We start from the raw sequence: 15277 nt of genomic DNA on the forward strand, positions 1-15277 counted from the left end.
TTTTAAGATCGCGCAGACTAGGCTGGAAAATTCAAATTCAGGTTACTGCATGACAATTGCTACCTCAACTAAACCTCAAATTAACTGGGTTAATACCCTGTTCTTCATTGCACTGCACATCGGCGCTTTATTTGCCTTTGTTCCTGGTAACTTTAGCTGGACGGCAGTTGGTGTGGGTTTCTTGCTGTACTGGGTAACTGGCGGCTTAGGCGTTACTCTAGGATTTCACCGCCTTGTTACCCACCGCAGTTTTCAAACTCCCAAGTGGCTAGAATATCTTTTGGTTTTCTTTGGTACACTCTCGTGTCAAGGAGGCCCTATTGAGTGGGTCGGGACACATCGCATTCATCATTTACACTCTGATACTGACGCTGATCCCCATGACTCTAATAAAGGCTTCTGGTGGAGCCACATGGATTGGCTGATTCATTATTGTCCCGCTCACGCTGATGTTCCTCGTTTCACCAAAGACATTGCCGAAGACCCAGTTTATCAGTTTTTAGAAAAATATTTCATTTTGATCCAGGTTGCTCTAGGCGTATTGCTTTTGCTTCTAGGTGGCTGGCCCTTTGTTATTTGGGGAATTTTTGTTCGCATTGTCTGGGTTTATCACTGCACCTGGTTAGTGAACAGCGCTACTCATAAGTTTGGCTATCGGAGCTATGATTCTGGGGATCAATCGACTAATTGCTGGTGGGTAGCCGTACTAGTTTTCGGTGAAGGCTGGCATAATAACCATCATGCTTTTCAATACTCAGCTCGTCATGGGCTGGAATGGTGGGAAATCGATTTAACTTGGATGACTGTTCAGTTGCTACAAGCAGTTGGTCTGGCTACTAATGTGAAGTTGGCCCCAACAAAAGTTAGTTAGGAGAGACGCGATTAATCGTACAAGAGTGATGCGATTAATCGTGTCTGTACAGGAATTAGGATGTGTAACGTTTTTAACTCATAACTCACCACTTCTAACTCCTAACTTTTCAAAAAGCTATTTACTGGTGCGCTTGTGTCAGTTAGATTGCTATAATCCAAAGCGCTAATATTAAGAATTTTTGCGGTAAGTCACTTTTTTAGTGACTTGGTGGAGGAGTTTGTTGTTTTTTAGGTGTCCATGACTACATCAATAATTAATAGCCAGAAACTAAGTGACGAGCCTAGTAATTCCGACTTTCGGCTCAAAGATATTGTCAAAACCCTGCCACGGGAATGTTTTCAGCAGAACAGTCGCAAAGCTTGGACACAAGTACTGCTCAGTGTCCTGGCGGTTGCCTTGGGCTATTACAGCCTGATTATTACTCCTTGGTTCCTCTTGCCCCTAGCTTGGATTTTTACAGGCACTGCTTTAACAGGTTTTTTTGTAATAGGCCATGATTGTGGTCACAGGTCTTTTGCCAAACGTCGTTGGGTAAATGATTTGGTGGGGCACTTCTTCATGATGCCGTTGATTTACCCCTTTCACAGTTGGCGCATTAAGCATAATTATCACCATACTCATACCAACAAGCTGGATGAGGACAATGCTTGGCATCCAATCAGACCAGAAGTGTTTGAAAATTGGGATAAAACCCGGCAGTCTGCTTTTGAGTTGTTCATGCGTAAACGCTTCTGGTGGGTAGGTTCCATTGGACATTGGGCTGTGGTGCATTTTGATTGGCGGAACTTCAAAACTAAAGACCAGTCGAGTATCAAGCTTTCTGTGGCAGTAGTAGTTGTGTTTGCAGCGATCGCTTTCCCACTTCTGATCGCCACAACTGGCATCTGGGGATTTGTCAAATTTTGGCTAGTGCCCTGGATGATTTACCATTTTTGGATGAGTACTTTTACTATTGTTCACCACACTGCCGCAGATGTTCCTTTTGCTACAGCAAATAAATGGAACGAAGCTTTAGCACAGTTAGCTGGCACTATTCATTGCGATTATCCGCGCTGGGTAGAAATTTTGTGCCATGATATCAATGTTCATGTCCCTCATCATATTTCTACTGCGATTCCTTCTTATAATTTACGGCTAGCTTACAGCAGCATCAAAGAAAATTGGCAGCCTTATCTCCATGATGAGTGTAAGTTTTCTTGGTCTTTAATGAAGCAGATTACAGACCAATGTCAACTATATACAACTGATGTTGGCTATCAGACTTTCAACGAATATTACAGAGAGCAATAAATAGCACTGTGATTACACTCACGCTCTTGAATCAACGAGGGCGTTTATCATGCTGTGTTTAAATAAAATCTGGCAGTTTTTTACTGACTAAAATTGTTAGATCAATTGCCAGAAATTACCCTCTTGTGTGTTAGCGATCGCTAGTTTCGTGGGCATTCTAGAGGTGAGATAATTGTGTCTCAAATAAAGTTCCGATTTACATCCAACAAAAAAACCCAGTGCAATTAGATACCATCAGTTTCAACAAGTCTCTTAGCGGTGAAACGTCTGAGGATACAACTAAATTACCTTTCACTCTTCAAGATTTAAAAGCTTCAATTCCTGCTGAATGCTTTCAGCCCAATGTGACAAAATCACTTTTTTACTTCTTTCGTGACATCTTGATTATTGGTCTGCTTTATGCAGTTGCTCATTACCTAGATTCTTGGCTTTTCTTTCCGATTTTCTGGCTAATGCAAGGAACGATGTTTTGGGCTTTGTTTGTAGTCGGACATGACTGCGGACACCAATCTTTTTCTAAGCAGAAATGGCTCAATGATTTGATTGGACATCTTTCTCACACACCAATACTTGTTCCTTATCATGGTTGGCGGATTAGTCACAGAACTCATCACAAAAATACTGGCAATATTGATAATGATGAAAGCTGGTATCCTGTAAGCGAATCACAATATAAGGAGATGCCTTTAGCCCAAAAGATCGGCAGATATTATGTTTTTCTTTTGGCTTATCCTGTGTATTTATTTAAGCGTTCTCCTAATAAAGAAGGCTCCCACTTTTTGCCCAGCAGTTCGCTTTTCAAACCATCAGAAAAATGGGATGTCATCACTAGTACTGTACTTTTGATTGGCATGGTAGGTTTGCTAGGTTTCTTCACCTACCAATGGGGTTGGATGTGGTTGCTGAAATATTATGCAGTGCCTTACCTTGTGTTCATAGTTTGGCTAGATTTGGTGACGTTCTTGCACCACACAGAGCCAGAGCTTCCCTGGTATCGTGGAGAAGATTGGACTTTCTTGAAAGGCGCAATTTCTAGTATTGATCGTGATTATGGTTTAGTTAATCATATCCATCACGATATCGGTACTCATGTTGCTCACCATATATTCCTTAACATCCCTCACTACAATTTGCTGAAGGCAACTGAGGCAATAAAACCAGTGATGGGTGAATATTTCCACAAATCGGAAGAACCAATTTGGAAATCATTATGGAATTCATGTATCAATTGCCATTTTGTCCCTGATACTGGTAGTAAGATTTACTACACATCCAACAATAAGTTAGTTAAAGATTAAGACTCAGATTCCCGGCTTCTTTAAAAAAGTCGGGAATCCTAGATTTTTGTTAATGCTTTATGACCATTTAACACTAGCTAATTTATATAAAGTTTTAGAAAAGTTGTATTAAAGATTACTTAACTACTTTAGTAAAGCTTACTTTTTGAAGGGTGTTGGTGTAGCCCGCCGCAGGCATCGCATATTACATTATTAGTGATTCTAACTTTAGCAGTATTTGAGCATCCTCAGCCTGCCGGAAATTTCAACTTCCTAGCTGTAAAATAAAATATAGATAGATGACGTACCCCAGATTCTAGGGCAAAGCGGAACCTTTGTGTTAGACGCTCTTTCTTGCTTGTGCAGAAGACACGGTTAATTTTATCTAAATTTAGTGACTTAAGACCATTACCTGCTAGGGTTATAAATCAGCACAAACTAGACTATATATAGTATAGATAAATTACCCAAAACTCTTTCCAGCTTTAAAATCAGAGGTATCAATGATTATAACTAATTTTAGCAAACAAAGAAATGAATTTAAGGAACCTAAAATACTCAAAGCTAAACCACATTGGCAAGGGCAAAATTTGAGCGATACTCCTGTCAAAACTAAAGATACCAAGACGGAAGATATAGCACCCGATAGTTCGATTTTAAATAACTTGAATCGTGGTCGAGTTGCTATTTTTATTGATGGTTTAAGCCTGTTTCATACAGCATTACAACTTGGTATAGAAATTGACTACGTTAAATTGCTTTGTCATTTAACTAACGGTTCAAGACTGTTGCGTGCTTTCTTTTATACTGGGGTTGATACCACTAATGAAAAGCAACAGGGTTTTTTATTGTGGATGCGTCGTAACGGCTATCGTGTAGTAGCTAAAGATATCACACAACCAGCAGAAAATTTCAAAAAATCAAATTTGAACGTAGAAATTGCTGTAGACATGATAACTTTAGCTCCTTATTATGATACTGCGGTTTTAGTCAGTGGCGATGGGGATCTGGCTTATGCTGTGAATGCTGTCAGTAGAATGGGGGTTCGGGTGGAAGTGGTAAGTCTACAAAATACTACTAGTGAAAGCTTGATCGATGTTGCTGATTGCTTCATTGACCTTGATAGTATTAAGACATACATTCAAAAAGATTCTAATCTTGGCTATAGTTATCGCACGCCGTCAAATTCAAACCTTTAACTAGTGGTTTGTCTCATTAATTTTGCAGGGCTGCTAGATCCCCGACAACTTCCGCGAAGTCGGGGATCTGAAGACTACTAGTACAACACGGCGGAAATGGAGCAACCATTCAAAATCCCTAAAAAGCTCATTCCATAATACTTTTGACTTTTGAATTTTGACTTTTGACTTCGGCCTTGCGGTACTAGTCCCCAGTTCTATTTGCGTATTTTCCTCGACCCTAATTGAAATGGATATTTTAATAGTTGAAGATGAACCAGAAATTGCTCGTTTAATCGAACTCTCTTTAGAAAAAGAAGGATTTTTTTGTCGCACTAGCCGCGATGGGATGAATGCTTTGCGGATGTTTCAAGAGCAACCACCTGATTTAATTATTCTGGATTTAATGATTCCTGGTTTAGATGGGTTGGAAGTTTGTGCCAGAATTCGCCAGAAACCAGGTGTAAAAGATCCTTACATTTTAATGCTTACGGCTAAGGGTGAGGAAATTGATCGCGTCATTGGTCTGTCTACTGGTGCTGATGATTACATGGTTAAACCCTTTAGCCCCAGAGAGTTAGTAGCTAGAGTACGGGCACTACTGCGGCGTAGCCTCCGCCAAGGGGGACAGCATCAAGTCAATCGTACCCAACACTTTATTGTTGATGTAGACCAGCGCACTGCTAGTCGTCAGATGGATTCTCAGGAAGTTGAAGTTTTAGATTTAACTACCCTAGAATTTAACTTGCTAACTACCTTTGTCAGCAATCCTGGTCGAGTTTGGAATCGCACTCAACTAATTGATAAACTTTGGGGAGATAACTTTTTTGGCGATGAACGAGTGGTGGATACTCATGTAGCTCGGTTGCGAAAAAAGATTGAGCCTGATTCGGCAAATCCTACTTTTATTAAAACTGTTGTTGGGGTGGGCTATAAATTTGAAGATCCTCTGGTAGGGTAAATCTTATGAAAATAGGGCTGAGAACGCGCCTATTTCTCTCCCACTTAGTAGTAATGCTCGTGGGGGTAGCTAGTTTGGTGAGTATCAGTAAAATATCTTCCCCTCGTTTGTTTGTATTGCATTTGGAGCGATTAGAAAATCAGGGATTTGACTTAATCGATGTCCGTACTGAATTGGTTGCAGGATTTGAACTTGCTTGGCGGCGAAGCACTATTTGGTCAGTGTTAGTTGGCACGACTGCCGCCGGGGGATTAAGTTACTGGGTGTCCAGACGGATTATGCAGAGGTTGACCGAGATGGAACAAATCACCCAAAAATTTGCTGCCGGTCAGATGGATGCACGACTACCGATGTCTGACATTCCAGAACTTAATGGATTGGGTGCTAGTTTCAACCGGATGGCAGCCAGTTTAGAAGGGGTAGAAGCACGACGGCGAGAAGTAATTGGAGACATGACCCATGAATTACGGACTCCGTTAACTGTGGTGCGCGGTTATTTGGAAGAACTGGCTGATGGAGAAATTGAAGCGTCTCCTGAGATTTATCGGCGTTTAGCTAAAGAAACTAGGCGCTTAGAGCGATTGGTGAACGATTTACAAGAACTATCTAAGGCAGAAGCTGGTTATTTGCCAATTAATATCCAACGGGTAAATCTGCGTCCGTTGTTAGAGTCATTAGTGGAGAAATTTACCGATCAACTGTTGGAGGATGGGCCAATTCTGGTATTGGAATGTCCATCTGTATTACCTCCTGTATTGGCAGATATTGACCGCACAGAACAGGTGTTGGTTAATTTGCTGGGTAATGCAGTGCGTTACACGAATGAAGGTTCAATTACAATTCGTGTTGGAACTGAAGCATCTCAACTTTGGATTGCGGTTATGGATACAGGTATTGGTATCGCTCCAGAAAATTTGCCTCATGTGTTTGAGCGTTTCTGGCGAGCCGATCAGTCGCGCGATCGCCATTCGGGAGGTACTGGTATTGGCTTAACTATTTCCCGTCGTTTGATTGAACTACAAGGCGGTCAGATTCAGGTAGAAAGCGAGTTGGCAGTTGGCAGTACGTTTCGGTTTTTTCTGCCTTTAGCTTGAGATAAATGATTGACACAATGTAGTCACTGCTATGTCATACACAATTGCTAATTTGAAAGTATCCAAATTCTTTGTTTTTTGATGGATGCGGAGATTTTGGAAGTATATAGAGTATAGTGTTATGTCTACTTTTATTTTGGCTACTTTTTGGGTTAGTTTACTTAGTGTTTCGGGTTATGCTGCGATCGCCTACCTGTTCCCTCAAAATCGTTCCTAAGACTGACCAAATAACAATTTGCTATTCAATCTTAAGAAGGGATTGCAAAAATTTAGCAATAAATTCACGGTTCTTGGTTGAATGTCTTATTGGTCAGCAGTGACGATCGCGATCGCAAAGCCATCATATCCTTTGCTGCCCACTGTCTGGATTGCCGTGGCGCAAACGCGTGGCTCAGAGGCGAGTAGTTCGTTGAAGCGACGCACTCCTTGGACGCTAGGATCGCTGCTGGTGGCATCAATCACTGCTCCGTTACGCACAACATTATCGGCAATGATTAGGCTACCGCGACGGGAAAGCTTGAGCGCCCATCTGAAGTAATCTGGATTGTTTGGCTTGTCGGCGTCAATGAAGATTAGGTCAAATGTATGACCTTCGGCAGCAATCTGTGGCAGCGTAGAGAGTGCCTGTCCGAGGCGCAGGTCAACGATATCGGACAGACCAGCGTGGGCGAAGTTGGTGTGGGCGACTTCGGCGTGCTTTGGGTTAGCCTCCAGCGTAATCAGACGGCCGTCGTTGGGTAACGCCCGCGCCAGCCAGATGGTACTGTAGCCGCCCAGCGTGCCAATCTCTAGGATGGTTCGCGCCCTTTGAATTTGTGCCAACAGCAGCAATAGCTTGCCCTGGGTTGGCGAAACGTTATGCGGTGGTAATCCAGCTGTTGCGCTGGTCTGGAGCGCCGCATCCAGCGCAGGGTCGGGCGGCACAAGTAAATCGTTAAAGTAATGATCGACCACAGTCCATTGCTCTTGAGTCATAGATTCTCGCTTTTTACCCTATCTATAAAAGAATTACTCAAGATTAGGTGTCAGATATTGCTTCATTGGAGAGGATTGTAATAATTTCATCCAATGAACGATCGCGATCGCATTCTTCTGGTGTTTCCTTACCCAAGGAGGTTTCTTTGACCAAGCGGTAAACGTCGGCTGCGCCGTAAAAAATCCTCTCAGTCAGACCTAATTCTTTAAAAGTTTCTGCAATCTCTTCCATTTCTCCTATCCAACGATGCGCTTTTGGTGTCATCGATGGAATCGAACGGGTTAATATGCTAGCAAGTTCCTGTTGGCTACTAGACACTTCATCCCATAGTTGCTTATCCAATCCTAAACGATGGGCTGCTATTAGTAATTCTGTGCCGATTGCTGTAAGTCCTTTTGTCAGAGCTGCATAGGTCATTTTCAAACCGGAAGCCTGACCAATTTCATCACCAATCGCCCGCACATCCAAGCCATGATCCCGCAATTGTAGGAGTTGACTGGCCTGTTTTCCTGAAACATAAATGCGGGTGCGATTGGGAACTCGTGGTGGTGGGCCAATAATTGATGCATCTACGAATGTTCCCCCAACTGATTCAATAAGTTGGCTGATACTGATGACTTTTTGGGGTGCGATCGCATTACAGTCAACATAGAGAATGGGTTTATTAACATTGTTAATCACCTCAGCTACTTGCTTCGCTGCTTCAGTGGCTGCTGCGGGGACTAGAACTGACAAGACTACATCAGATTCAATTACTAGTTGCGTAAGGGAACCCACATCTTGAATGTTGGCTGCGGCTGCTAATTGCCGAGTTCGTTCACTGCGATCGTCTAGAGCAGCAATAGTTTTCAATCCATTTTGATTGAGAACAGCTGCGATCGCTTGTCCCATATCACCTGGACTTAAAATACCAATAGTTTGGATAGGCATAGAAAGTTTTATATTTACTTTGTGGCTGACAAGTTAATTCAGGTAACTGATCTGTCAATAAAATACGATAAATCGATATAAATGCCGTATTTTAATCAAACCACGGATAAGGTTAACAAGCAAGCTATCTGCTGAAAGATAGGCAGTAGACAGGAGTAAAACAGTCTTCATAAACCTATCCGTTTCAATCCCTAATAGGGATTTTAATGAATTGCAATTGGTGTTTGCCCACCAAATTCAATCTTAATGGTAGTTTCAATCCCTAATAGGGATTTTAATGAATTGCAATGATAATCGAGCGACTTCTGGAGCGGCGGCTGATGCGTTTCAATCCCTAATAGGGATTTTAATGAATTGCAATGGAATTTTGCAGGGATAATCATCTATTAAGCAATGTTTCAATCCCTAATAGGGATTTTAATGAATTGCAATTTAGTTAAGTAAGGGCTGTACAGGAAATACAGCCCGTTTCAATCCCTAATAGGGATTTTAATGAATTGCAATTACAGCATCACCTGCCATCTTTCGCATTGCTTGGTTTCAATCCCTAATAGGGATTTTAATGAATTGCAATTCAAGTGATATTTATGTCACAATCACGAATCTTTCTGTTTCAATCCCTAATAGGGATTTTAATGAATTGCAATTTTTGCGCCAATCGGTTTTATTATCATACTTGGCCAAGTTTCAATCCCTAATAGGGATTTTAATGAATTGCAATGATATTGCTTTGTACCAGCTACTTGATTTAATGGGTTTCAATCCCTAATAGGGATTTTAATGAATTGCAATCAAATACCATAAGCACCCATCTCAACTAATCTTCTGTTTCAATCCCTAATAGGGATTTTAATGAATTGCAATGGGATAAAATAATGCAAAAGATATAAGCAGATATATGTTTCAATCCCTAATAGGGATTTTAATGAATTGCAATCAGTATAGGCACGTAGTAAATATTCCCCCCCCCCCCGTTTCAATCCCTAATAGGGATTTTAATGAATTGCAATCGTTAACTTTACCTAACTTATCCAGCAAAGGACTGGTTTCAATCCCTAATAGGGATTTTAATGAATTGCAATGGTTTGGGGGATTTCTTGACCGGTGGCAATGATTGTTTCAATCCCTAATAGGGATTTTAATGAATTGCAATACTTTTACCTCTTATTAAAACTTTGCATCGTTGTGTTTCAATCCCTAATAGGGATTTTAATGAATTGCAATAATTCTTTTTCGCGTTTGGATTTGAAATATAAAAGTTTCAATCCCTAATAGGGATTTTAATGAATTGCAATTCGGCTGTCGTATCATTGTCAAATATGGCACTGGGATTGTTTCAATCCCTAATAGGGATTTTAATGAATTGCAATTTACGTGTTTGACTAGCCCTTATTAGCCTAATCCTGGTAGTTTCAATCCCTAATAGGGATTTTAATGAATTGCAATTCCCACCTACAAACGTACCAATGGGGCCAACTGTAGGTTTCAATCCCTAATAGGGATTTTAATGAATTGCAATTCATCTCGCCGCACCGCGATTTAGTGATACTTTTACTTGCTTTTGTTTCAATCCCTAATAGGGATTTTAATGAATTGCAATGCTATTCGGGAGAAGGAGTAGCCGGAGCTGTCATCAGTTTCAATCCCTAATAGGGATTTTAATGAATTGCAATGATTCACGCACTTGCGATATTTATCAGAAAAATTTTCCCCAGTTTCAATCCCTAATAGGGATTTTAATGAATTGCAATCAAGCACTTTTGTAAGTAAGCTTTCGGTAAAGCATGTTTCAATCCCTAATAGGGATTTTAATGAATTGCAATTCAGAACCAAAATAATGAATTGTCAGTTTCAGATTGTTTCAATCCCTAATAGGGATTTTAATGAATTGCAATTTGCGTAATCCGTACCCGTATCCGTGGTATAAACAGTTTCAATCCCTAATAGGGATTTTAATGAATTGCAATGCAGCATCAAGCAAACGACCCCCTAAGCATGTCTGCAAGTTTCAATCCCTAATAGGGATTTTAATGAATTGCAATTACCAAAGTTTTGATGCAGCCGTTGAAGCTGTATGTTTCAATCCCTAATAGGGATTTTAATGAATTGCAATCATTATAAAGTGGGGCAATCGTTTCCGCTAAATCTGTTTCAATCCCTAATAGGGATTTTAATGAATTGCAATGGCGGGAGCCGGAAACCTAAGCTATATTTAGTTTTCAAGGTGCGGTTGCGCGAGTTAAAAGCAATCATAGCATTAGAGAATTTGTTTGGAAAGAGTATTAGGAAAGTTTAAAGGCTGAAATTGTGTATTGATAAGCATTTCAGAGGTTGCGCGGATGAGGATTAGGCTACTAATGGTTTGAAAGCCTTATTGGAGTTGGGATAGAAGCACTTTTTTGGAGCTGAGGAATTTGTACACCTACCCTTCCGCGCATTGTTTAAATTGAGAATAATAACACCGGATGCAATACTGCGTAGGTTTCGCCTTGAGTTAAAATTTTTGACCTGTAGTAACTTCAAATCTAACTTCTCCTTGGTCGCTAATTCCTAAGTCGCCTCGAATTAACCCAAAGGATGATTTGAAGCGCAATCCTAAGCCGTAACCAAAGCCACTTCCAGGTTTGTTTCGCAGCACTCCTGGTTCTCCTAATACGGTTTCGCTAGAACCGAAATCAGAGGCGAGGTCAGTAAAGAGAACTCCTCCGATTGATTGTAATATTGGAAAACGATATTCAACAGAAGCTAAACCATAACTGCGACCACTGGCAACTTTACCATAACCGTAACCTCTGACAGAATCTAGCCCACCAATATTAAAGGCATCAGCTGGTGGAAAGTCTCCAATAGTCGTACCAATTTGTAAATTAATTGCCAACATTTCTGGATTGTCGGTTAGTCTACCATTTCCTATCCAACTGACTGGTAAATACTGAATATAGTCTCCCTGTAGGCGGTTGCTGGAAATATTGCCGAGTCCAATGGGAATCGCTTGTTCTGTGCTGAGGGTGAGGATTGATCCTTGAGTCGGATTGTCTCGGCGATCGCGTTGATCTCTGGATACAGCAAATGATACTGTAAATAGATCATCAATGCCAGTACCGCTCACAGATAGGGGACTTCCTAATCTATCGACCTGTACAACGTTATATTCGCGATCGCGTAGGCTAATCCGGGTATAGTTGAGAGCGACTGATGTATCCCACTCATCAAAAGCTCTTAAAAGTGCCACAGAACCGCCAAATCTTCCCTCTCGCACTTTGTCGCCGTTGGACAATCTGATATCTTCGTTGAAGGTTCCTGATATATTTCGACTACGAAAACCTCTAATGCTATAGCCTAAGCGGTTTGGTTCTCCAAGACGATAAGGACTAGTGAATTGACCATCAAACTGGATATCTTTACTGCTGAACTGCACAGTTGTATCTAATTTATCGTTAAGACCGCTAATATTTGCATCTCTGTAACCCACCTGTCCGTATAGGCCAACATCATCATTACTTCCGCCTCCTAAGATTATAGAAGGGAAACTACGCTCTTTGATTTTATAGATGATATTAACGCTAGAAGCATCTTCTTCTCGCTCAACATTGACTTGATTAAATGACTCTAATCTCCTCAATCGTTGTAAGTCTGCTTGAAGTAAATCTTCACGGAATACCTGACCAGGTTTGAGTCTCAGCAAACCAATGATAAAATCTGTCTGAGTTCGCCCTTTGATTGGCTGACCTTTATCATCAAACAACTCGCCTTTGCCATTAACAAAACGAATTTGGATGTCTTTGATAACTTTTTGGGAAAATTCAAGGGTTTGGTTATCTCCTGAAGTCGCTCCCATGTAATCACCATATTTGGCATAATTTCCTATACGGTTCGGAGCTTCTGGGGTAACAATAGCACTAGATCCATCCTGAGTACAAGATTGCGAGTCTGCAAGAGCCTCTGGATTTTTCCCACCCACTAACATTACTGCGATTGCAATTACAGTTATTTGAACTCGCATATTGAAAATTCGTTAGTGTTATTAAGTTTACCACCTCTAGCGGATGTATTATGCGTAAGTTCCATATGAACTTTGCTATTGGGTATCCCAAAATCCCGTTGTTTGCGCCAGTACTTAGTATAAACTGTCCGCCATCGCTCTTGAAAAAGTCCCCAAAGGTCTAGAGGTTGCGCTGCTGTCAGAAAAAGGTATAGTTTAGAAAATAGAACCTTTTACCAAATTCTATGACAAAGAAATACTCAGGTTTTAAGCTCTTATTTAGTTTTTTATAAATAATTATCATTTGCTAAATCCACTGATAAATAACAAGCCATGAGAGAAAAACCTAAACAAAAAATGCGTATCTGGGCAACCTGGTGTCATTTATCAGCCTTATTAGGGTGGATATTATTGGTGTTTTTAGTATTTATTGGTATTCCATTATATTTACCTTTAAATCTTTTAGCTCCCTTGATAATTTGGAGATTAAAAAAAACACAATGTCCCTGGATTGATTTCCAAGGTAAAGAATCTATAAATTTTCAAATTTCTTTAACATTATCTACTTTATTTGTTATTGGTATATCCTTAGTTATATTATTCACTAGCTTTAGTATTGCAGTAACTACCAATGCTTCAAGTGATAAAATAAAAAACACTTTAGATAATTTATTAGTTATACTTATATCATTAATTTCATTTAAACTTGTACTACAATCGTTTGTAGTGAGTTTTGCCTCTATCAAAGCTTACAATGGTGAGCATTATCGTTACCCTTTGACAATTAGAATTTTACGATAAAACCATGATTAAGCCTGTTTTATTTAATATCTACAATTTTTAAATAAATATTTTAGATTATGATAGATGAAATAATTTTGTTAATTAAATTGGATAATTAGAGGAGTAAATAATAATATGATTGGGATTGCGATCGCAGGCACTGGATTTGGTCAAAAAGTCCACATCCCTGGATTCCAAGCGCATCCTCAGACTGAGGTAGTTGCTGTTTATCACCGAGATATAAATAAAGCTAAAGCTATAGCAGAATCTTATAATGTTCCCCACGCCTCTAATTCACTTACAGATATTGTGGCATTGCCAGAAGTGCAAGCAGTTAGCATCTCTACGCCGCCATTTTTGCACTATGAAATGGCAAAAACTGTATTGCAAGCTGGCAAACATTTATTATTAGAAAAACCGATAACTTTAAATGTAGTTGAGGCTAAAGAACTTTATCAATTAGCTAAAGAGAAAAGCGTTATTGCAGCTGTAGATTTTGAATTTCGCTTTGTACCAGGATGGGAGTTGTTTGCTGAATTATTGTCAGAAGATTATGTGGGTAAGTTACGCTTAATTAAAATTGATTGGTTAGGTTCTTCTCGTGCTGATACTTCACGTCCTTGGAATTGGTATTCCCAGAAGGAGAAAGGAGGCGGTGCATTGGGATCTTTGGGTTCCCACGCTTTCGATTATATTCACTGGTTATTCGGGCCAGTCCGTAGATTAAACGCCCATTTAACTACTGCTATTCTTACACGAGTTGACCCTGTTAGTGGGGAATCAAAGCCAGTGAATACAGATGACAACTGTATATTAACACTGGAATTAGCAGATGGTACACCTTGCCAACTTTCTATCAGTGCAGTGGTTCATGCACCAAGAACTCATTGGATAGAAGTATATGGCGATCGCGGTACATTAATTGTGGGTAGTGAAAATCAAAAAGATTATATACATGGTTTTCGTGTTTGGGGTTCCCGCCCAGGTAAACCCCTAACAGAAATAGAAATACCAAATCGATTAACTTTTCCGAAAAATTATGCTGATGGGCGCATTTCAGCATTTATCCGCGTAGTAGACCAATGGGTGCAAGGAATTGACCGCAATAAGGAAATTATCCCATCGTTGCGAGAAGGAATTTATTCTCAGTTATTGATGGATTTGTCTCATGAATCGCATCAAAATGCAAGTTGGATAAATGTACCAAGCTTGGAAGAATTTCTTAGCAACTAAAAATAAAATGAGCAAAACTCCCCGTATTCCTATCCCGCCAGAAGTCAAGAAATACGTTTTTCAACGTGATAAATACCAATGCCAAAGCTGTGGTAAAACTACTATAGAAACTAACCTTAGTATCGACCATATCATTCCCCTTGCCCGTGGTGGTCAACATGATATCAGCAATTTACAAACCCTTTGTTTAACTTGCAATCAGCAGAAAACAGACAACATTGATCCTCGCTTCCAGCGATATTTTGAGCTTTAGGCTACAATAGTGTGGGCTATTTGTTTCTTATTTCTATGCCTCAAAATTACAATAGCAATTCCCGAAGATTCGCCAATATTAAAACTACAATTCTTTACCTCTTCACCTTCATGACTGTTTTAGTAATAGCCTTTCCTTGGCTATATGAGGTTAAAACTAAAGCTGGGATCAATATATCACGTAGCCGTCATGCAGGAACCTTTTTTGAGAAACATACATTTGGACTCTTCAGGTGTGAGTGGCTTTATCCCTACCATTGCGATCGCTCTCAGATGAAGTAAAGGAAGTTACAAAGGAATTCTGAAGTAAAACAGACTTTATTATCTGATTAACCAAGATTTTACCCCACCCTAACCCTCCCCTTATAAAGGGGAGGGAACGGATTTTCTTGTTTCCCCCCTTTCTAAGGGGGGATTAAGGGGGGTAAAACGTATGTGGGACAAGCA

13 protein-coding genes and 1 CRISPR repeat array are annotated in these 15277 nt (G+C 40.2%); of the genes, 10 read left to right on the forward strand and 3 right to left on the reverse strand.

Features of this window, described 5'->3' with window-relative positions:
* Positions 1-49 precede the first annotated feature (49 nt).
* The 6 genes from RMY00_RS25000 to RMY00_RS25025 all read left to right on the forward strand — a co-directional run bounded on the left by RMY00_RS25000 (position 50) and on the right by RMY00_RS25025 (position 6674).
* Positions 50-871 (forward strand): acyl-CoA desaturase, encoded by an 822-nt coding sequence (locus RMY00_RS25000; RefSeq protein ID WP_322650127.1) that lies wholly within the window; start codon positions 50-52, stop codon positions 869-871.
* A gap of 240 nt (positions 872-1111) precedes the next feature.
* Positions 1112-2164: a fatty acid desaturase gene (locus tag RMY00_RS25005; RefSeq protein WP_322650128.1), complete on the forward strand. Its 1053-nt coding sequence runs from the start codon at positions 1112-1114 to the stop codon at positions 2162-2164.
* 218 nt (positions 2165-2382) lie between these two features.
* A complete protein-coding gene (locus RMY00_RS25010; protein ID WP_322650129.1) occupies positions 2383-3462 on the forward strand; it encodes a fatty acid desaturase in 1080 nt (359 codons plus the stop codon).
* 482 nt (positions 3463-3944) lie between these two features.
* Complete coding sequence (locus RMY00_RS25015) at positions 3945-4640, forward strand: NYN domain-containing protein (protein ID WP_322650130.1); 696 nt, start codon at positions 3945-3947, stop codon at positions 4638-4640.
* Between the two features lie 229 nt (positions 4641-4869).
* A complete protein-coding gene (locus tag RMY00_RS25020; protein WP_322650131.1) occupies positions 4870-5580 on the forward strand; it encodes a response regulator transcription factor in 711 nt (236 codons plus the stop codon).
* 5 nt (positions 5581-5585) lie between these two features.
* Positions 5586-6674 (forward strand): HAMP domain-containing sensor histidine kinase, encoded by a 1089-nt coding sequence (locus RMY00_RS25025; protein WP_322650132.1) that lies wholly within the window; start codon positions 5586-5588, stop codon positions 6672-6674.
* Between the two features lie 303 nt (positions 6675-6977).
* On the opposite strand, the gene RMY00_RS25030 is transcribed toward RMY00_RS25025, so the two are convergent.
* The 3 genes from RMY00_RS25030 to RMY00_RS25040 all read right to left on the reverse strand — a co-directional run bounded on the left by RMY00_RS25030 (position 6978) and on the right by RMY00_RS25040 (position 12583).
* Positions 6978-7649, reverse strand: coding sequence for an O-methyltransferase (locus RMY00_RS25030; protein ID WP_322650133.1), 672 nt, complete (start codon positions 7647-7649; stop codon positions 6978-6980).
* 43 nt (positions 7650-7692) lie between these two features.
* Positions 7693-8580, reverse strand: a complete 888-nt coding sequence (locus RMY00_RS25035) for an NAD(P)-dependent oxidoreductase (RefSeq protein ID WP_322650134.1) — start codon at positions 8578-8580, stop codon at positions 7693-7695.
* 181 nt (positions 8581-8761) lie between these two features.
* Positions 8762-10765: direct repeats of the CRISPR family, unit length 37 nt; unit sequence GTTTCAATCCCTAATAGGGATTTTAATGAATTGCAAT.
* Between the two features lie 309 nt (positions 10766-11074).
* Entirely contained in the window at positions 11075-12583 is a 1509-nt protein-coding gene (locus RMY00_RS25040; RefSeq protein WP_322650135.1) for a BamA/TamA family outer membrane protein, read from the reverse strand.
* A gap of 312 nt (positions 12584-12895) precedes the next feature.
* Between RMY00_RS25040 and RMY00_RS25045 the strand changes: the two genes are divergently transcribed.
* From RMY00_RS25045 to RMY00_RS25060, 4 genes are all read left to right on the forward strand, one after another.
* A complete protein-coding gene (locus tag RMY00_RS25045; RefSeq protein ID WP_322650136.1) occupies positions 12896-13363 on the forward strand; it encodes a DUF4870 domain-containing protein in 468 nt (155 codons plus the stop codon).
* Positions 13364-13480: 117 nt separating this feature from the next.
* Positions 13481-14578: a Gfo/Idh/MocA family oxidoreductase gene (locus tag RMY00_RS25050; RefSeq protein ID WP_322650137.1), complete on the forward strand. Its 1098-nt coding sequence runs from the start codon at positions 13481-13483 to the stop codon at positions 14576-14578.
* A 7-nt stretch (positions 14579-14585) separates the two neighbouring features.
* Positions 14586-14831 carry an HNH endonuclease gene (locus RMY00_RS25055; RefSeq protein ID WP_322650138.1) on the forward strand — a complete coding sequence of 82 codons (246 nt, stop codon included), beginning with the start codon at positions 14586-14588 and terminating at the stop codon, positions 14829-14831.
* A 35-nt stretch (positions 14832-14866) separates the two neighbouring features.
* Positions 14867-15112, forward strand: a complete 246-nt coding sequence (locus RMY00_RS25060) for a hypothetical protein (protein ID WP_322650139.1) — start codon at positions 14867-14869, stop codon at positions 15110-15112.
* The last annotated feature ends 165 nt before the right edge of the window (positions 15113-15277 follow it).

It is taken from the genome of Nostoc sp. ChiVER01, assembly GCF_034531155.1.
Lineage (GTDB): Bacteria > Cyanobacteriota > Cyanobacteriia > Cyanobacteriales > Nostocaceae > Nostoc.

Excerpts from the sequence above, each read along its gene's own strand:
- RMY00_RS25050 (WP_322650137.1), top strand. The coding sequence starts at position 13,481 with ATGATTGGGATTGCGATCGCAGGCACTGGATTTGGTCAAAAAGTCCAC.
- RMY00_RS25000 (WP_322650127.1), top strand. The coding sequence starts at position 50 with ATGACAATTGCTACCTCAACTAAACCTCAAATTAACTGGGTTAATACC.
- RMY00_RS25055 (WP_322650138.1), top strand. The coding sequence starts at position 14,586 with ATGAGCAAAACTCCCCGTATTCCTATCCCGCCAGAAGTCAAGAAATAC.
- RMY00_RS25060 (WP_322650139.1), top strand. The coding sequence starts at position 14,867 with ATGCCTCAAAATTACAATAGCAATTCCCGAAGATTCGCCAATATTAAA.
- RMY00_RS25025 (WP_322650132.1), top strand. The coding sequence starts at position 5,586 with ATGAAAATAGGGCTGAGAACGCGCCTATTTCTCTCCCACTTAGTAGTA.
- RMY00_RS25030 (WP_322650133.1), bottom strand. The coding sequence starts at position 7,649 with ATGACTCAAGAGCAATGGACTGTGGTCGATCATTACTTTAACGATTTA.
- RMY00_RS25035 (WP_322650134.1), bottom strand. The coding sequence starts at position 8,580 with ATGCCTATCCAAACTATTGGTATTTTAAGTCCAGGTGATATGGGACAA.
- RMY00_RS25045 (WP_322650136.1), top strand. The coding sequence starts at position 12,896 with ATGAGAGAAAAACCTAAACAAAAAATGCGTATCTGGGCAACCTGGTGT.
- RMY00_RS25005 (WP_322650128.1), top strand. The coding sequence starts at position 1,112 with ATGACTACATCAATAATTAATAGCCAGAAACTAAGTGACGAGCCTAGT.
- RMY00_RS25040 (WP_322650135.1), bottom strand. The coding sequence starts at position 12,583 with ATGCGAGTTCAAATAACTGTAATTGCAATCGCAGTAATGTTAGTGGGT.
- RMY00_RS25020 (WP_322650131.1), top strand. The coding sequence starts at position 4,870 with ATGGATATTTTAATAGTTGAAGATGAACCAGAAATTGCTCGTTTAATC.
- RMY00_RS25015 (WP_322650130.1), top strand. The coding sequence starts at position 3,945 with ATGATTATAACTAATTTTAGCAAACAAAGAAATGAATTTAAGGAACCT.